Raw genomic sequence first — 17661 nt, 5'->3', positions numbered from 1 at the left:
GCCTTGCTGACAACAGTTATCATTCGCTAGAATAACCTGTTGAAATTAACCAGTACTATCCAATGAAATCAGCTCAAGACACTATCTACGCTACAGCCTGCGAACATATTAGCGACTTCCAATTTGATGATAAAGTTGCCGGTGTTTTTCCAGACATGATCAGGCGATCAGTACCAGGTTATGGGCAAATCATTAATACCTTAGGTGAATTTGCCAATAAATACGTGACGCCAGGTAGCCAGGTTTATGATCTTGGTTGTTCATTGGGAGCGGCAACATTGAGTATTCGTCGTAGCATTCAAGGTCGTGGGGCGACCATTATTGCGGTGGATAACAGCGAAGCGATGACACAAGGGTGTCAAAATAATTTAGCCGCCTATGTCAGTGATATTCCGGTTGACCTCATTTGTGGCGATATACGCGATATTCAAATAGAAAACGCCTCTATGGTGGTATTGAATTTTACTATGCAGTTCTTAGCGCCTGCAGATCGCGATAGTTTGCTACGTAAAATCTATCTCGGTCTGCGACCCGGTGGTATTTTAGTCCTATCGGAAAAGTTATATTTTGAAGATGACAAAATTCAGATCATGCTCGACGACCTTCATCTAGACTTTAAACGAGCCAACGGCTATAGCGAGCTAGAAATAAGTCAAAAGCGCAGTTCGCTTGAACATGTTATGAAACCCGACTCATTACCCCAGCACGTTAATCGGCTAAACGCACAAGGATTCGAGCACACCAGCGTTTGGTACCAATGTTTTAATTTTGCATCTATGGTGGCAATCAAGTGATCAGTTTTAGTTCGTTCTACAAACAAATTTCAGATTCAAGTTTACAGCATTGGCTTGAAACTTTTCCGGCAATACTGGGTCAATGGCAACGTGACCATAAACATGGCAGTTTGCCCAAGTGGGAGAAAGTGCTCAATAAATTGCACTACCCCGCACCCGACCAGATTGATTTAAAGCACTCCGTCACTATAGGTTCTGGCGATCAACTCACTGACGGTGAGCGCCAAAAATTGGAAAACCTGCTGCGGATATTCCAACCATGGCGTAAGGGTCCGTTTTCACTGCACGGCATCGAAATTGACACCGAGTGGCGCTCAGATTGGAAGTGGGAGCGAGTTCAACCTCACATCAGTCCGCTTGAAAATCGCACAGTGTTAGATGTCGGTTGCGGCAGTGGTTATCATATGTGGCGCATGCTAGGTGAAGATGCCAAACATGTGGTGGGAATTGATCCATCAGTGCTTTTCCTCTGCCAATTTGAAGCGGTAAAACGCCTCGCAGGTGAAGAGCTGCCAATCCATTTATTGCCTTTAGGCATTGAAGAGCTGCCGCCGCTAGATGCATTTGATACTGTGTTTTCTATGGGCGTACTTTATCATCGCCGTTCACCCATCGACCATTTATTCCAGTTACGTGATCAATTGCGGACTGGTGGAGAGTTGGTGCTAGAAACATTAGTCATCGACGGTGATGAAAATACCGTATTAGTCCCGAGTGGGCGCTACGGAAAAATGAATAACACTTGGTTTATTCCATCAGCTAAAGCGCTAGAGCTATGGTTGAAAAAGGCAGACTTTATCGATGTTAAATGCGTCGATATTGATGTGACCTCTTTAGCAGAGCAACGCAGCACTGACTGGATGCCAAACGAATCATTGGTCGATTATTTAGATCCTAATGATATTAGCCTGACAATTGAAGGGTACCCAGCACCTAAACGTGCTACCTTTGTCGCTACAAAAAATCAGCCAAATAAAGACTTAATCTAAACGAAATAGTAATTGGGAATACAGGACTATGTTGAAAAAGATTATCACACTAGCCGTTATCGCGGGTTTAACAGGCTGTGCCGCTAAATCAAATACTGACGCTATGCCAGTACCCGTTGATGCAGCGACATTAGACAGTCAACTTAGCGCTCAACAAACCGAGCTAGTTAAGATTATCGAGACCAATCAACAAGCACAGCAGCAAGATGTAGCCGCATTATCAGACGAGATTAAATCTTTGCAAGCGCAAATAGCTAACCTTAATGTTGAGCAACAACAAGAGCAAGCCACAGTCATTCCCGTAGAAATGGAGTGTGACGTCTCTCCCATAGGTGACAAGTTCATTCTAGGTGCGACTGAACATGTGTATATTGAAGAGGTTAAAGGCCGCTTCAAAACACGTATTGATACCGGCGCTGAATCATCATCACTGGATGCACGCAATATCATCTTGTTTGAGCGCGACGGTAAGCAATGGGTTCGATTTGATGTCTTTACCTTAGGCGAAGATAATCCAGCACAAACTTTCGAATCTAAAGTCGAGCGTTTTGTCCGTATCAAACAAGATGCCAATGAAAGCAGTGACCGCCGCCCAGTTATCCACGCTCACTTACAAATCGGTAAGTATAAAGCGGAAACCGATCTTAACTTAGTTGACCGCAGCCATTTAGAGTTTCCATTGCTACTTGGACGTAAATTTATGCAAGATATTGCCGTGGTCGATGTCAGCCAAACCTATATCCATGGTAAGCCTGCTGTGAAGCAAGCCACTAGCAAGTAAGGAAATTATTAATAATGCATTCTAGAAAACCTTTTTATTTGTTAGTCGCGCTACTGTTTATCTCAGGGTTAGCCGCTAGCATCTATCGTGGTATAGAGCACAATGTGCCCTTCTTACCTGGTAAACAAGTACAAAGCTGGGCAGTTGATGCCAAAGTGCGCTTCCAAGCCACGGGCGAATCTGCTGAAGTGTCATTTTCTTTACCAGAAGATCCGGCTTATGAAGTGTTAGTAGAAAATGCGACCTCTCCAGGATACGGTCTCTCTATCACTAGCGATGAAGAAGGACGTCGCGCCGTGTGGTCGATTCGTGAAGCTGCGGGTCAACAAGATCTCTACTATAAAGTCACCTTAATCCCAACAGGTGTTAAGCAGATAGCGGCATCTGAAGAGCCACAAACACCAGAGCCATACAATTGGCCAGCAACAGAAAAAGCGGCTGCAGAACAAGCCATTGAAGAAGTGTGGTCTCGCAGTGCGACTAACTTATCGTTCGCACAGCAGCTTAATAAAGCCCTGACAGCAGCCGAGCGTAGCCAAAATATCGAACTGCTGCTGAGCAGCAACCGCCCCGCTAGACTATTTGTACGTATGCTAAACAGCAAAGGCGTACCGGCTCAAACCGTCAGTGGTTTGTTCTTAGAAGACCAACGCAGACGTCAGCAACTGGTGACTTTTGTTGAGGTTTATCATGATGGTCAGTGGCACCTATTCAACCCAATTGATGGCACTCAGGGTCGCCCTGATAACTTACTAATTTGGGATCGCTCAGGTAAATCAACATTAGATGTTATTGGTGGTATTAACTCACAAGTAAACTTCTCAATGTTGCAAGATACCCGCTCTGCCCTCGCCACCTCTATCGATGTGATGAAGAACAGCGACGCTCTTGATTTTAGTCTCTATCAACTGCCTCTCGAAGAGCAAAGCTTATTTAAAGGTATTTTGCTGATCCCTATCGGTGTGTTGATGGTGGTATTTTTGCGGGTCATTATCGGCATTAAAACCTCAGGGACTTTCATGCCGGTTTTGATAGCCTTAGCCTTCATTCAAACTACCCTATTAACCGGTCTAGTTGGTTTCTTACTGATTGTCGCGTTCGGTTTGATGATCCGCTCATATTTATCGCAGCTAAACCTGCTATTAATATCACGAATATCGGCGGTGATTATTGTGGTGATAGGCATCATCGGCCTATTCACATTGTTATCCTATAAGTTTGGTCTCAGTGAAGGCCTAACCATCACGTTCTTCCCCATGATCATTTTAGCGTGGACCATTGAGAGAATGTCGATTCTTTGGGAAGAAGAAGGCGCTAAAGAAGTCTTTGTCCAAGGTGGCGGTAGTTTATTTGTAGCAACCTTAGCCTATATGGCAATGAGCGCGACTTGGATTCAGCACTGGGTATTCAACTTCCTCGGTATTCACCTAGTGATTTTGGCTATGGTACTGCTTATGGGTCAATACACAGGTTATAAGCTACTAGAGCTAAGACGCTTTAAGCCATTGGCGGGAGAGTAATATGATGTTTGCTCGCCCTCGCGCGCTTGCATCCCAAGGGGTACTTGGGATGAATAAGCGTAATATTGACTTTATTGGCCGCTATAATCCGCGCAAATATTACAAACGCGTGGATGATAAGCTCACGACTAAGCAGCTGGCGCTCGCCAATGATATTGCGGTACCGGATTTGATTGGTACCGTGAGCGAACAGCACGAAATCGCCCATATACCAGAAATGGTCAACAACCGCACAGGATTTGTGATCAAGCCTTCTCAAGGCTCTGGTGGTAAGGGGATTTTGGTTATCACTAAAGTCGAGAACGGTCGATATTACAAGCCTAATGGCAATGAAGTCACACCGTCAGAAGTAGACCGTCACGTATCAAATGTATTGAGCGGACTGTTTTCTTTAGGTGGTAACCCTGATGTGGCCATTGTAGAAGGGCTAATTGAGTTCGATCCGGTGTTTGATGGTTACTCCTATGAAGGCGTGCCTGATATTCGCCTTATCGTATTCAAAGGCTTTCCAATTATGGGCATGCTGCGCTTATCTACTGCAGCATCAGACGGCAAAGCTAACTTGCACCAAGGCGCCGTTGGCGTAGGTGTTGATATTGGCACAGGTAAAGGACTGCATGCAGTTCAGTTCGACCAGCCAATTGACTTCCATCCGGATACCAACAAGAAGTTGATTGATATTGCTGTGCCGCACTGGGACACCCTATTACATACAGCCTCTAAAGCTTATGAGATGAGTGAGCTGGGTTATCTAGGGACAGATATGGTGCTAGACCAAAAACGGGGACCATTACTGCTAGAGCTTAATGCTCGTCCAGGTCTGGCTATTCAGATCGCCAATGGTCGCGGCATTTTGCCGTTTCTCCATCATGTCGAAAACCTAAAAAATACTGCTATGTCAGTGGAAGAGCGCGTTGCATATGCTAAAAAGCATTTTTGCAGTACTGCTCAGCCTTAGTTGTTTGACGGCAGCTTACGCTGCCGTCTCTCCCATCTCACTCTTACACAATCAGTGTATCGAATTTAATAACGATGCCTACCTCGCTGATCTCAATCAAAGCACAAGCATCGAATTAAGCCAGCAAGCCACCACACTTGAATATCACCTGTTGTCGATTGTTAATTTGCGTGACAGTGTGCACTACTACCGCCAATATTCGCTGGCACCTCAAGAGAATGAGTACTTATTACAATGCCAATTGCACTTAGCTGACTTATTCGAAGAGCTTATCCATCAGCCAAAAGTGGTTAGCATCGTCAACGGACTCTCTCAAGCTGCCGATCCGCAGTTGAGGCTATTGGGCGAGCAACTGACACAGCTACAATCACAAACTTTAGCCATCACCCCGAAGGCAAAACTGCATACTGCCCAAGCGACAATTAAGCGAGGTTTAGCGCCCGAAGATGTCAGCTTGCTGTTTAGTGAGAGTCAATGTGAGATAAATAGTACCGATGCAAACTCAAACCGCAGCATCAATCTAACAGTCGCAGGCTACTTGATGCGCCAAACCGATACAGATTGTCGCCGCAAGGTTTGGCAAGCCTATCAGGCTAGAGCGTCACAACGTAACTCACAAGCCTTGCAGCAAATCTGGGATATAAGACAGCAACAAGCAAATAATCAAGGTTTTGCTGATTACACAGCATATTCATTAACCACAGATATGCTGCAAAAACCGGCGCGAGTAAAGCTATTTCTCGACGGCCAGACAAAACCAACCGTGTCGCCGTGGGATCTTCCCCAAATGCTTAAGCAGGCAACAAGCACCAACACAACATCCATCAGCGGCCTGGAGATGTTATTACAGGCCTACCAAGTTTTAGCAGAGTTTGGCGTCCGTGTTGAGCAGATAGATCAGCGTTATCACCGAATCTGGTTGGACAATCGTTTACTGGGTGATGTGATTATCAGTAGTGGCAATCGCAGCAAATTACTAACTCGACGCCATGGTGTCCTTGGCCATCAATTTGCGCAAATTGAATTAAAGTTGCCAGACACACTCAATAACTACCGCCAACAGCAGCAATTGGTCAATACCGTAGCGCAGGCGTTCGAACAACTCAGTTATTCTCAAAGGCATTATCTGCTTAATAGCGGCAGCGCTAACAATGTGAGTCGACAAATAGGTCAACTTTGGTTGAGCCAATATTTACAAGCGCAGCTGTTGCCTGCCATTGCTGACAACAGCCGAGAAAAACTTTTGGCTGAGTTTCGTCACCAACAGCGAGTGTTTCGCGCTAAAATCGCTGTCAGTTTTTATGCGCTTGATGCCCCCTACACCGATTTACCCCAGCAGTTCACTAACAGTTTTGGCCAACCTTGGTTAGATGAAGCAAGCTACCCTTTGCATTTTTATGCTATAGCTGAGCAAGGCCCGCTGTATTATCAACATGTGTGGCAAAGTGCCTTAAGCCAATACATTTACCGAATTAATAAACCGTGTCAGAATCAACATCACGTGTTCACAACGTTACTTGTTAATGAACCCGCTTTGCCATTAGCGTCTATTTTAACGACATTACTCGGCGAAGCACTCACCCCGACTCAACTGATAGAAAGGATAAATCATGCACAAGCTGCTGAAAACAAGCACCTTAGTACTTGCGCTTCTTAGTGTCTCTCCGCTGACCTATGCTGAAAAACAAGCGCAGGCGGTTACCGAACAGCAGGTATACCAAGGCATCAAGATGAACCTTGAAAATCACTTGTATCAATTACCACCGCGTGTGCAGGGCCACTATGGTATACGCCAATTCCGCATGACAGGTGATGAAAAGTACGCCAATGCAGCCTTAATCGATTTATATGCCGTGACAGAATCACAAGCCTTCTATGCGTGCCAACTCGATAAACCAGGCTTTATTGAGTCAGAGTCTAAACGAGCAATTTCGGTATTAGGCAACGGTCCTCGTGCCAAAGCACGTAAAAAGGCCTTGAAGCCCTTTCCTGAGTTTTTGTTTTATACCGACGTACTGTTACGCTTCTCAAGTCGCATTGATGAATTTGGCTTAGTTGGGCCTTGTGATGATAAGTTACGCGCTGCTTTGAAAAAAACCGACCTACGCCAAGGCTTGACAGATAAAGCAATGATAGAAGCTTGGGCAGCGCAGCTGATTAACTATGTATACTGGGCCAAGCAGATAGGCGTAGGCGACTATGTTGACGAATACAAAGCTGCATTCAATGAAGTTTACCCAAGCGATAAAGATGAGCAGCTATCAACACGTCAGTACCGCAACAAAATCTATGGGCTCACTCATTTTATTTTTGCCGCCAGCGAATATTATCAACACCGTGTTGATGTCAAAGAGTTTGCTTGGATCCTCGACTACTTCGATGCCAATATCGAACGTATTTTAGAAGATGCTACCGATGACATCATTGCAGAGGTGGGCATCAGCTTTCACTTAGCTGGCCTGAGCGATCATCGGGTGGTAAAACTGACCCAAGCGCATATCGTAAATGCTTATGATGTTGAAGCTAATATCATTAAATCACCACGTGGTAATCCAGATTTAGCACTTGGTGAACATCGAAATGTGCTGGCGATGATGCTATTACAGTGGCCAGAAAAACTGCATAAAGGCCCCTACTTCCATAAATTAAAGGCAACCAAAAAGTATTTACCTAAACAGGTAAGCGAAAAACCTTAAGGAGCTCGCCCATTGTGCAATGAGTCATAATGGGCGACTTTAACCACTATGAGCAAAGCTAAATCCACCCTAGAACAGTGGCGAATTTTACAAGCAGTTGTTGACCACGGAGGCTACGCTCAAGCTGCTGCACAGCTAAATCGTAGTCAGTCATCGCTCAATCACGCTGTCGCTAAATTGCAAGATCAATTAGGTGTCACCCTTTTAGTCGTCAAAGGTCGCAAAGCTCAACTTACTGATGCTGGCGAAATGCTGCTTCGACGCTCCCGTGGATTAACCTATGCCATCAATGAAATTGAGCAGTTAGCAGGGAATTTGCACAGTGGCTGGGAACCAACACTGACCATTGCCCGTGAAATTGTTTACCCAACCCACCACTTAGTCGATGCATTGAGTGCATTTGAACCGCAAAGCCGCGGCACTCGCGTGACGATTATTGATTCTGTGATTAATGGGACTAAAGAGTTAATTGAAGCTGAGCAAGTAGATATTGCTATCGTCGGCGGCCTGCCCCCGACTGGCCACTTGATTGAACCTTTATGTGAAATTGATTTTGCGCTGGTTTGCCACCCGCAACATCCGCTTGCCTCTCATAATGAGGAGTTAGATGACCATACGCTTTCTCAACATTTACAAATCGTCATCAAAGATACCGGTTTAAAGAACACCGATGATATTGGCTGGCTCAAAGCTGAGCAGCGCTGGACGGTTTCGAACTTTCATGAAGCATTAGTGATACTCGCTAAACCCATCGGATTTTGCTGGATACCCCAGCATTTGGTAGCGCAGAGCTTGGCTAGCGGCAGCCTCTATCAACTGACCTTAAGAGGCGGGACTCGCCGCAGAGTGATGACAAGTTTAGTGATCCCCAATCGTGATAGACAAGGGCCAGCAAGTAAATTGGTTGAGCAACTGATCTTAAATCAACATCTCAAACCAGTAGAACCTAAGTAATACCAATCATATCAACATTCCTAAGTCGTTGCCTCGCTACCGGCTACGCAAGCCAAGCAGGCAAACATAAACCCGTTATACCAATCAGTATAAGAATTTGATCTACTCAGCGCGCTTTTGGCAAACTAATTCAAGACGAATAACTGAAACAATGGTTGCTCCCTTGTGAGGTTATTCAACGCAGAAATAGGCAGCCAAAAACGCGCCAGAATGGTGAGTTTTAGCGGTTTTGATACCGTGTTAACGAGTTTAACCGTAGAACAACTATGCTCTTCACTCGTTGCCTTGCCTCAGAACCGCTAAATTCTCACTGAGTGACTAAATGTTTATACTGATTGGTATTAGACGGCCATCAGCTAGCAATGAAAGAGATATCCAGGCTAGGAATTACAGCAATCAGTAAAAGGTAGAAAGACTTAATCTTGGTTAAGTGAGGTAAAAAAATCGATAGACGTTTTTAACGTCTAGCTTATACCCTAAAATCGATGCTAGAAGACGACGCCTGTTGCGGGTTATATTTTGATTGCAGAACATCTAGATTAACCTGCTGAATTTCAACACGCTCTTGCTGAGTCTGGCTTTGCTGCGTCACTTGGGTATTGATACTGTCTATACTTGTCGCAACAGCATTGTTTTGCTCGTCACGGGCCACATAACTAATATTGCCATCAGCATCTGTTTCAGGCTGAAAACGACTGCCTTCATTTTCAAAAGGATTAACCCGCGCTTGTTGACCGTTACCTGAGCTAAATATGGGGGGCGTTTGATTGTTGTCGCCAGCAAATTGCTCACTACGTTCGCTAGCCAAATCTGCTTTAGCACTATTTAGGTTACGCATTGCTTCGTTAGCCACTTGAATATCAGCCATTGATGGCTGTACCGGTGCCATTGCTGCTGCATAGACCTTTTGCATTTTATTGACCGTAGCCTGAGGATCATTAGCGATTGGCGTTATATCAATCTGCACTTCACCATCAACCGCATAGCGTTTGCCGTCACTTCCCTGTTCATAAGAGTAACTGGGAGAACCAGCATACTGGCCACCCACATTAGCGTGGGCTTGTTCATGGGCGCGTACTTCAGCATCACGTTTAGCAAGCGCTTGTAACTCTTGTTGAGCCTGTTGCTCTTTTACCGCTTGTTGATCATCACTTGATTTATCTTCTTCAGTATTAGTGCCAGCCTCTTCGGCGCCAGCTTGCTGAGATTCATCCTCAACACTTGGCGGCGCTTGCCTAGGCTCACCTTCCCCAGCGCGTTCACTGCTTTGGTTATCACTGGCAGGGTTAGTCTCTCCTGCAGCCACACTCGGTGCACTGCTGCTATCTGCTCGTGGAGTAGTTTCATCGCCGTTGTTAGTGGCACGATTATCTGGGCTAACATTGACCAAAGCATCAACAGATAATGCCCCTTGCTGCAAACTAAATTGCCCTTGCCCAACTTGAGTGGCTTGAGTGGTTTGGCTGTTTGCTGCTGCAGGCGCGCTAATCGGCACCGGTGTTTGCGGCACGGCGTGGCTAACACCAATGGCCTGGCCATGATGTAAGGTTTGTTTAGCGACCTTGGGGGCGTGTGCATGGCTTATTGAAGCCGATGAGGCTGTGCCTTGTGCTGTGCCCGTGCCTGATGTTGAGCTCGATGCCGTGCTAGATTTTGACTGCGATGAATGGTTGGATTGACGTGTAAAAGCCGCTTCACCACTTTTCAGTGGTAAAGCAGTCTGACTCGGCGCAGCAGTGACGCCTTGCATCATTAAACCTCTAAATCGATGATTGTTCCAATGGTCTCATTGGACGTTTCAATCACTTCTACAGCAGCTTCGGCTTGTTGGCCAGATTCTAAGGCTGACACCAATGCCTGTGTTTTATCAGTAGCTTCAACCGGCCTAGCGGTATCGGTCTCTGCCACTGGATCGTTTTTTTGAGTTGGCTTAGCAACATCAACGGTGGCCTGAGTTAGACCCGACTGTGCACTTTGTAACCCGGCTACGCCGGATGCAAAGCTCGATGGGATCTCCATGGAATGCTCCAATTGACTTTAAATTAACAGTGTAATTATTAGCCACATTAGCTAAAAAGTACAGTGAAACTCGTCAATACAGGCTAATTACTCCACTGCCCTTGCCAATCTTTCCATACCGGTGTTAAGCCTTGCGATCGAATCACCTGGGCAATCTGTGCAGGCGTACGATCGTCGCTGATCTCAAATTGATCCAGTTGTGTCTGTTGCGCAGCATATCCACCCGGTTGAGTTGAGCTGCCTGCGCTTAGATGTGTCACCCCTAAAGCAAATAATTTATCTCTTAGCGCTGGGGATTCACGCGTTGACAAGCTAATCTCAAGCTCTTGATTAAACAGTCTAAAAGCAAATATCATCTGCAGTAAGCCACGGTCGGTCAGTAACACCTTAGGCTCAACACCACCGGTGCACGGCCGTAACCTCGGCAACGAGATGCTGTAACGACTACGCCAGTAGCGCTGCTCTAAAAAAGCTAAATGATGACCCATTAGCAGCGCATCAAGTCGCCAATCATCAAGTCCTAACAATACGCCTAAGCCAATTTTATCCACGCCAGCTTGCGCCACTCTTTCGGGTGCCGCTAAACGATTTAGGAAGTCACTTTTCTTGCCTCTAGTATGGTGCTTGGCATAAGTATTAGGCTGATAGGTCTCTTGATAGAGCATCACCGCATCAAGTCCGGCCTGCTTAAGCTGTCGATACTCATCCGTTGCCAACGGCTGAACTTCCATCGCTAAATAGTTAAACTTGGGTTTAATGAGCGGCAGCGCAGACAAAAAATAATCAATACCTACTTTAGTTTCATGCTCACCAGAGACCAGTAAAATTGAGTCGTAGCCTAAGCGTTTAATCGCGTCAGCTTCAGCGTTTATCTCATCACTATTGAGTGTTTTACGTTTAAGTTTATTACTCATGGTAAAACCACAGTAGTCGCACTCGTTGGCACATAAGTTAGACAAGTACAATGGAATATACATGTTTAACGCAGCGCCAAATCGTTGCCGAGTCAACGCGACAGAACGCTGCGCCATCTGCTCTAAATAGGCTTCAGCCGCCGGTGACAATAATGCTAATAAGCTTTTAAGATCGCCTCTTGGCCGTACTAACGCTGCTTCAACGTCTGCAGCGGTTGTCGAGTACAGCTGCATCGATAAACTATCGCGATCTAAGCCGCTAAAATACTCAGCAAAACTCATTATCGTCCCCTAAACGCCGGATCATCCAAAAAGCCGGTTAGGCTGCTATCTTGGTTGATGACACTCTGACTCAGGCCAATATCTAGCGGGCTTGTATGTTGAGCCTGCTTAGTGACCTGGCCTAGTCCCGCTAAGTAGGCTTGCCGTCCACAGTCTGTGGCAGTGGCAAAACAGCGAGCCATCTCCACCGGCAAAGCACTGCTCGCGATTGCAGTATTAACCAGCACCGCATCTGCGCCCATCTCCATGGCCAGCGCCGCTTGCGATGGTCGGCCAATGCCGGCATCAATCACTACAGGTACATTGGCTTGCTCAATAATCATCTCTAAAAATGCCGTGGTTTGAATGCCGCTGTTGGAGCCAATGGGGCCCGCTAACGGCATAACCGCCGCACAACCCACTTCCTCTAAGCGGCGACACAATACGGGATCGGCATGCACATAAGGCAAAACAACAAATCCCTGCTCACATAACATCTTTGCGGCTAATAAGGTTTCTACCGGATCAGGCATTAAATACTTAGGATCAGGGTGGATCTCCAATTTAACCCAATTGGTTTGCATCATTTCACGGGCTAATTGCGCAACAAATACTGCTTCTTTCGCATCACGGGCGCCGGAAGTGTTCGGCAATAACTTAACATTGGCATCGACCAAAGGCTGCAGAATATCATCCGATCCGGTTTGTAGATCGATACGTTTTACCGCCATTGTCACTAACTGCGAACCCGACGCCTTGATTGAATCTAACATCGTCTTAGCGCTGTTAAATTTGCCCGTACCGGTAAACAGCCGCGAGTCAAAACTGTGGTCAGCTATCACTAATTTATCTTGCATCATTTACCCTCCCGCCACTGCACCGAACAGTTCAATATGTGCATTTGGCTCACAAGCGATGTTTTGCCACTGACTCTTTGGAATAACCTGGCCATTAGACACCAAAGCCACAGAGTCACTATCAATTGCCAATATTGCCAGTAGTTCACTCAAAGTTGTGCCCTGTGGCACTTGGTGACGGCTATCATTAACATGTAGCGCGATAAGCGCCGATTCATTTGAAACGCTCATGGTTAAGTATCCTTTTGCTGTAAGCTGCCACATACGGGACAATCTGGGTCGGCTAGTCGTTGCGACTGACGCCATTGCAGGTTTACGCCATCTAAGCGATGAAAAACACCTAATGGCTGCTCGATACCACTGAGGTATTTTATCGCGACCAGCGACTGTAGCGCCGCCATCATCGTCACCATGGGCCCAAGTACTCCCGTGGTACTGCAATTGTTGCTTACCCGCATGGATTGCGGAAATAAGCAATGATAACAACCGTTTTTTGCTAATAACTGTGGATGGTACAAGCTAAGCTGACCATCAAAGTGGCTCACCGAACCAGACAGCAGCGCAATGTCATTGGTAACACAAAAGCGATTGACCCAATGACGCGTATCAAAATTATCACTGCAATCAATCAACAAATCACAATCACTATCGATGCGGTGGTTGAGCGCGTCATTAGCAAATTCATTCACCGCACTTATCTTGGTTTGCGGATAGTTTTGCCCTAACCTGTTGGCTGCTACGGCTGCTTTGAATTGGCCAATATCTGCATCATTAAACAACAACTGCCGAGGCAGATTGCTACTGTCCACTTTATCGCCATCATATAAGATCATTTCACCTAGCCCAGACGCTGCTAGGCTATGGGCAAGATGATGACCTAAACCACCCACGCCGATTATCACCACTTTGGCTTGGGCCAACTTAAGCTGACCCACTTCACCAAATTCAGGCACCATGATCTGACGAGAGTATCGGATAAAATCACTGTCGCTGAGCACTATGCCTCCTGCCATGCGTGACTAAGCTGCTGATAAGCACTAGCGGGACAAGCCGCTTGGGTTACCGCGCGTACAACGGCTATGTCATCAACCTGAGTTTGTTTAACGAGACTCAGGTTTTCGGCGTCAATCCCGCCAATAGCCACTAACGGTACTGTGCCGCTAAACAGTTGCACGTAGCGACTTAAATGCGCTAGCCCCTGAGGTGTCGATGGCATGGTTTTAGTGGTGGTGGCAAAAATATGTCCAAGTGCCAGGTAACTCGGCTTAACTTGCAGGGCAATTAATGCCTCGAAATAACCATGGCTAGATAGACCTAAACGGCAACCATTTTCAGCAATCGCGGCTAAATCTGCTTGGTAGAGATCTTCTTGTCCTAAGTGAATACCAAATGCACGCTGTGCAATTGCCAACTGCCAATGGTCATTGATAAACAGCTGGGCCTGATGGCGATAGCCTAATGCCACCGCCTCGGTAATTTTCTCCGATAGCAGCGGATCATCATTTTGCTTAATACGCAATTGAATCGTCTTAGCACCAGCATCAAGTAGTGTGGCAATTAAACTCACCTCATCGACAACCGGATACACGCCTAAAGACGCCTGCTGGTCATTACAGCGTGGGAAGTTAACGTTAGCCGCACTCATCCACGGACCATCATCAAGCACATCGATATGGGGAAAATAAGCCAATGAATCAGGCCAGCGAGTTTTCTCTACCGGCGCATGGCCTTGACCCGGCGCAATGGCGCACGCTATCCCTTGAGTGACAAATGCTTTCGCTACCACAACCGCATCATGGAGAACAAAACCATGGGCCATCACTGTAGCAATCGCGGAAGATAGAGTGCAGCCACTGCCATGACAGCCTTGTTGGCGGTATTGTTGATCCCCAACGCGGGGCCCTTTTAATAAAAAGCTACGCTGCTGATGCAGCGGTGAAGTGCGCTCAGCCTGTCTGCAGACAAAAATATCCTGCGCATACTGCTGATGCCAAAGCCCACCATTATCACCACCTTTGACAAGCACATTGGTTTGCAGCAGCGCTGCTAGTTGCTGGCCAGCAAGGTGCGCTTGTTGTAGGTCATCAATGGGCTGAGTCAACGCTTGCAACTCAAACATATTGGGGGTGATCAGTGTGATGAGGCCTTTAAAGGGCGTAAAATCCAGACGATTAGCTAGATTTAGCTTATCACCACTACTGGCCACCATCACCGGATCCACAATCACCGCGACAGTGACATCATGACGCTTTTGATAGTCTTTAAGATCAATCGCTAACCAATTTGCGACTCGCTCAAGTTGCTGCTGATCGCTCAGTAAGCCGATTTTAATCGCTTTAGGCGGCAAATCACTTAGCAAACTATCAAGTTGGGCAAGTAGCATTTCATCGCTCACCGCCTCAACGAGATCAACTGCCACTGAGTTTTGGGCAGTAACAGAGGTAATGACACTGCAGCCATGAGCTTCTAACGCATGCATTGTCAACAAGTCAGCTTGAATACCTGCGCCACCGCCGCTGTCGGAGCCCGCTATCGTCCATACAATAGGTTTTTCACAGCCAAGGTCCATCGATGGCTGTGTGCTTGCCAATGCCACCTTAAGACTCCTCAGTGGCTTCGAGTTGAGCTTGGGCTTCGTGGTATAGCTCACCACCTTGAGCCTTAAATTGCGCCGACATCTGCGCCATGCCGATATCAGCAGTGCTTGCTGCGCGGTATTGTGAGTCAGTTTGCACGCTCACTTGCTGAGCAGCGGCATATTCACGCACTTCTTGGGTAATTTTCATTGAACAGAATTTAGGGCCACACATTGAGCAGAAATGGGCAACTTTGGCAGATTCCTGCGGTAGAGATTCATCGTGATAAGCACGTGCGGTATCTGGGTCTAAACCTAAGTTGTACTGGTCTTCCCAACGGAACTCAAAACGCGCTTTTGATAAGGCGTTATCGCGAATTTGTGCACTCGGATGCCCTTTAGCAACATCACCAGCATGAGCCGCAATCTTATAAGCAATTAACCCTTGCTTTACATCTTCTTTATTGGGTAAGCCTAAGTGCTCTTTTGGAGTCACATAGCACAGCATCGCACAGCCATACCATGCGATCATGGCCGCGCCAATACCTGAGGTAAAGTGATCATAGCCCGGCGCAATGTCAGTCGTTTGCGGGCCTAATGTATAAAAAGGCGCTTCATCACAGTGGTCTAACTGCTTGTCCATATTCTCTTTAATCAAGTTCATTGGAATATGACCAGGCCCTTCAATGATGGTTTGTACATCATGCTTCCAGGCGACTTTAACCAGCTCACCTAAGGTTTCCAACTCAGCAAATTGAGCTTCATCATTAGCATCCGCTATGGATCCTGGACGCATGCCATCACCGAGCGACAACGACACGTCGTAAGCGGCACATATTTCACAGATTTCATCAAAGTGGGTGTAAAGGAAGTTCTCTTGATGGTGAGACAAACACCACTTAGCCATGATTGAACCACCACGAGAAACAATACCTGTGAGCCTTTTCGCCGTCATGGGCACGTAGCGCAGCAATACACCAGCATGAATGGTGAAATAGTCCACCCCTTGCTCGGCTTGTTCAATCAAGGTGTCTCTAAATACATCCCAACTCAGGTCTTCGGCAACCCCATTGACCTTCTCTAAGGCTTGATAGATAGGCACGGTACCAATAGGTACTGGTGAATTACGAATAATCCATTCGCGAGTTTCATGGATATACCGGCCTGTAGACAGATCCATCACAGTGTCGGCGCCCCAGCGAGTTGACCATACAAGCTTTTCAACTTCTTCCTCAATCGATGAAGTCACCGCCGAATTACCAATATTGGCATTAACCTTAACTAAAAAGTTGCGGCCAATGATCATAGGTTCAGCTTCTGGGTGGTTGATATTTAACGGGATAATCGCCCGGCCTCGGGCAACTTCCTGGCGCACAAACTCGGCAGTGATTGGGGTTGAAATAGACGCGCCAAAGCTTTCACCCACATCTTTTTGAGTCAGCACTTCGTCGGTGATTTGATCACGCGCCATATTCTCACGAATGGCGATATATTTCATCTCCGGGGTGATTATGCCCTGTCTGGCATAATGCAGCTGCGTGACCACTTTGCCTTGTTTAGCGCGGATCGGCGGCACTAACGCTTCAAATCGTAGATGGTCAAGTCCATCATCGGCTAGGCGTTGCTGGGTAAATCCTGAACTCGCCCCGGCGAGCTTCTCAACATCGGCGCGCTCTTCAATCCAGTTCTGGCGCATTTTAGGCAAACCCACTCTAACGTTGATATTTGCTTGTGGATCTGAATATGGGCCAGCGCAGTCATAAACTTTTAGTGGCGGGTTAGCTTCAAATACTGGGTCATCTTCAGTGCCACCAACCAGCGTATCTGATTGAAATATCTGCCGCATACCCACTTGCAGATCTGGGCGAGAGCCCTGTAAATAAACCTTTTCAGAATTAGGGTGCTGCAGCGGCTTTAGGTTATCAATAAACTGTTGAGCTTGAGCCCGGGTTTCACGACGATTTGACATTAGCAATCTCACTTAAAATTAGAATGAAGTTGCTTGTCAGGAGAGATGAGAGTTGATGAGCTGCAAATCTATAACCGCATTTAGCATGTAGTAGATTTGCCAATAATCGCAGCTAATTCAGTCACCAATTGAGTAACAAAAATCAGCGATATAACAGCAATTATCATGCTTGTTTCCTTCGCAGGGATTAGCCTGATCAGGTTCAACGGATCCCGAATTAACGGTCTCAGCCATATGGCACTCCGACAAGATGCCAGCAGTATAGACCTAAAGTTCAGTCACTCACAAGCTAAAATAATAACTATGAATTGAAAGTATTTGATTACATCTAATACAATAAAAACAAATAATTAGAAGATTAATGTCAGAAATTA

At 46.4% G+C, this 17661-nt stretch carries 17 protein-coding genes and 1 riboswitch; of the genes, 9 read left to right on the top strand and 8 right to left on the bottom strand.

The window, feature by feature from the left end; translation table 11 throughout:
• Window positions 1-62: 62 nt before the first annotated feature.
• The 9 genes from cmoA (at window position 63) to L865_RS25455 (ending at window position 8995) form a co-directional block, all read left to right on the top strand.
• On the top strand, window positions 63-794 hold the full coding sequence (cmoA, locus tag L865_RS0107875) for a carboxy-S-adenosyl-L-methionine synthase CmoA (RefSeq protein WP_028772727.1): 732 nt from the start codon (window positions 63-65) through the stop codon (window positions 792-794).
• Window positions 791-1783, top strand: a complete 993-nt coding sequence (gene cmoB / locus L865_RS0107870; protein WP_028772726.1) for a tRNA 5-methoxyuridine(34)/uridine 5-oxyacetic acid(34) synthase CmoB — start codon at window positions 791-793, stop codon at window positions 1781-1783. The genes cmoA and cmoB overlap by 4 nt, the downstream gene beginning before the upstream one ends.
• Before the next feature lie 28 nt (window positions 1784-1811).
• Window positions 1812-2564, top strand: a complete 753-nt coding sequence (locus L865_RS0107865; RefSeq protein ID WP_028772725.1) for an ATP-dependent zinc protease family protein — start codon at window positions 1812-1814, stop codon at window positions 2562-2564.
• A gap of 14 nt (window positions 2565-2578) precedes the next feature.
• Window positions 2579-4084 carry a UUP1 family membrane protein gene (locus L865_RS0107860; protein ID WP_028772724.1) on the top strand — a complete coding sequence of 502 codons (1506 nt, stop codon included), beginning with the start codon at window positions 2579-2581 and terminating at the stop codon, window positions 4082-4084.
• Window position 4085: 1 nt separating this feature from the next.
• The gene (locus L865_RS0107855; RefSeq protein WP_028772723.1) at window positions 4086-5042 is read left to right on the top strand and encodes an alpha-L-glutamate ligase-like protein; all 957 of its coding nucleotides are present in this window, start codon (window positions 4086-4088) and stop codon (window positions 5040-5042) included.
• Window positions 5005-6699 (top strand): M3 family metallopeptidase, encoded by a 1695-nt coding sequence (locus L865_RS0107850; RefSeq protein ID WP_028772722.1) that lies wholly within the window; start codon window positions 5005-5007, stop codon window positions 6697-6699. The genes L865_RS0107855 and L865_RS0107850 overlap by 38 nt, the downstream gene beginning before the upstream one ends.
• Window positions 6653-7738, top strand: a complete 1086-nt coding sequence (locus L865_RS0107845) for a DUF3541 domain-containing protein (protein ID WP_028772721.1) — start codon at window positions 6653-6655, stop codon at window positions 7736-7738. The genes L865_RS0107850 and L865_RS0107845 overlap by 47 nt, the downstream gene beginning before the upstream one ends.
• A gap of 48 nt (window positions 7739-7786) precedes the next feature.
• Window positions 7787-8692: a LysR family transcriptional regulator gene (locus L865_RS0107840; protein ID WP_028772720.1), complete on the top strand. Its 906-nt coding sequence runs from the start codon at window positions 7787-7789 to the stop codon at window positions 8690-8692.
• Window positions 8693-8857: 165 nt separating this feature from the next.
• The gene (locus L865_RS25455; RefSeq protein WP_157577491.1) at window positions 8858-8995 is read left to right on the top strand and encodes a hypothetical protein; all 138 of its coding nucleotides are present in this window, start codon (window positions 8858-8860) and stop codon (window positions 8993-8995) included.
• A gap of 166 nt (window positions 8996-9161) precedes the next feature.
• Here L865_RS25455 and L865_RS24510 read toward each other — a convergent pair whose 3' ends face one another.
• The 8 genes from L865_RS24510 to thiC all read right to left on the bottom strand — a co-directional run bounded on the left by L865_RS24510 (window position 9162) and on the right by thiC (window position 17287).
• A complete protein-coding gene (locus tag L865_RS24510; RefSeq protein ID WP_051484512.1) occupies window positions 9162-10445 on the bottom strand; it encodes a putative metalloprotease CJM1_0395 family protein in 1284 nt (427 codons plus the stop codon).
• Window positions 10445-10711, bottom strand: coding sequence for a hypothetical protein (locus L865_RS0107830; protein ID WP_028772719.1), 267 nt, complete (start codon window positions 10709-10711; stop codon window positions 10445-10447). Before L865_RS0107830 ends, L865_RS24510 begins: the two co-directional genes overlap by 1 nt.
• Before the next feature lie 83 nt (window positions 10712-10794).
• Complete coding sequence (thiH, locus tag L865_RS0107825) at window positions 10795-11907, bottom strand: 2-iminoacetate synthase ThiH (RefSeq protein WP_028772718.1); 1113 nt, start codon at window positions 11905-11907, stop codon at window positions 10795-10797.
• A complete protein-coding gene (locus tag L865_RS23385; RefSeq protein ID WP_084632497.1) occupies window positions 11907-12743 on the bottom strand; it encodes a thiazole synthase in 837 nt (278 codons plus the stop codon). The genes thiH and L865_RS23385 overlap by 1 nt, the downstream gene beginning before the upstream one ends.
• 3 nt (window positions 12744-12746) lie before the next feature.
• A complete protein-coding gene (gene thiS / locus L865_RS0107815) occupies window positions 12747-12974 on the bottom strand; it encodes a sulfur carrier protein ThiS (protein ID WP_028772717.1) in 228 nt (75 codons plus the stop codon).
• A 2-nt stretch (window positions 12975-12976) separates the two neighbouring features.
• Window positions 12977-13741, bottom strand: a complete 765-nt coding sequence (locus L865_RS0107810) for a HesA/MoeB/ThiF family protein (protein WP_051484511.1) — start codon at window positions 13739-13741, stop codon at window positions 12977-12979.
• The gene (locus L865_RS0107805; RefSeq protein ID WP_342666128.1) at window positions 13741-15339 is read right to left on the bottom strand and encodes a bifunctional hydroxymethylpyrimidine kinase/phosphomethylpyrimidine kinase; all 1599 of its coding nucleotides are present in this window, start codon (window positions 15337-15339) and stop codon (window positions 13741-13743) included. Before L865_RS0107805 ends, L865_RS0107810 begins: the two co-directional genes overlap by 1 nt.
• Before the next feature lies 1 nt (window position 15340).
• Window positions 15341-17287 carry a phosphomethylpyrimidine synthase ThiC gene (gene thiC, locus L865_RS0107800; protein WP_028772714.1) on the bottom strand — a complete coding sequence of 649 codons (1947 nt, stop codon included), beginning with the start codon at window positions 17285-17287 and terminating at the stop codon, window positions 15341-15343.
• Window positions 17288-17443: 156 nt separating this feature from the next.
• Window positions 17444-17542, bottom strand: a riboswitch (TPP riboswitch).
• Between the last annotated feature and the right edge of the window lie 119 nt (window positions 17543-17661).

Source organism: Shewanella waksmanii ATCC BAA-643 (assembly GCF_000518805.1).
GTDB classification, from domain to species: domain Bacteria; phylum Pseudomonadota; class Gammaproteobacteria; order Enterobacterales; family Shewanellaceae; genus Shewanella; species Shewanella waksmanii.
Note: the sequence above shows the minus strand (reverse complement) of the source record. Positions and strands in the feature narration are given on the sequence as shown.

What these genes read in the sequence shown, in the direction of transcription:
- cmoA (WP_028772727.1), top strand. Translation starts at nt 63, where the DNA reads ATGAAATCAGCTCAAGACACTATCTACGCTACAGCCTGCGAACATATT.
- L865_RS0107865 (WP_028772725.1), top strand. Translation starts at nt 1,812, where the DNA reads ATGTTGAAAAAGATTATCACACTAGCCGTTATCGCGGGTTTAACAGGC.
- L865_RS0107860 (WP_028772724.1), top strand. Translation starts at nt 2,579, where the DNA reads ATGCATTCTAGAAAACCTTTTTATTTGTTAGTCGCGCTACTGTTTATC.
- L865_RS0107855 (WP_028772723.1), top strand. Translation starts at nt 4,086, where the DNA reads ATGATGTTTGCTCGCCCTCGCGCGCTTGCATCCCAAGGGGTACTTGGG.
- L865_RS0107850 (WP_028772722.1), top strand. Translation starts at nt 5,005, where the DNA reads ATGCTAAAAAGCATTTTTGCAGTACTGCTCAGCCTTAGTTGTTTGACG.
- L865_RS0107845 (WP_028772721.1), top strand. Translation starts at nt 6,653, where the DNA reads ATGCACAAGCTGCTGAAAACAAGCACCTTAGTACTTGCGCTTCTTAGT.
- L865_RS0107840 (WP_028772720.1), top strand. Translation starts at nt 7,787, where the DNA reads ATGAGCAAAGCTAAATCCACCCTAGAACAGTGGCGAATTTTACAAGCA.
- L865_RS24510 (WP_051484512.1), bottom strand. Translation starts at nt 10,445, where the DNA reads ATGATGCAAGGCGTCACTGCTGCGCCGAGTCAGACTGCTTTACCACTG.
- L865_RS0107830 (WP_028772719.1), bottom strand. Translation starts at nt 10,711, where the DNA reads ATGGAGATCCCATCGAGCTTTGCATCCGGCGTAGCCGGGTTACAAAGT.
- thiH (WP_028772718.1), bottom strand. Translation starts at nt 11,907, where the DNA reads ATGAGTTTTGCTGAGTATTTTAGCGGCTTAGATCGCGATAGTTTATCG.
- L865_RS23385 (WP_084632497.1), bottom strand. Translation starts at nt 12,743, where the DNA reads ATGCAAGATAAATTAGTGATAGCTGACCACAGTTTTGACTCGCGGCTG.
- thiS (WP_028772717.1), bottom strand. Translation starts at nt 12,974, where the DNA reads ATGAGCGTTTCAAATGAATCGGCGCTTATCGCGCTACATGTTAATGAT.
- thiC (WP_028772714.1), bottom strand. Translation starts at nt 17,287, where the DNA reads ATGTCAAATCGTCGTGAAACCCGGGCTCAAGCTCAACAGTTTATTGAT.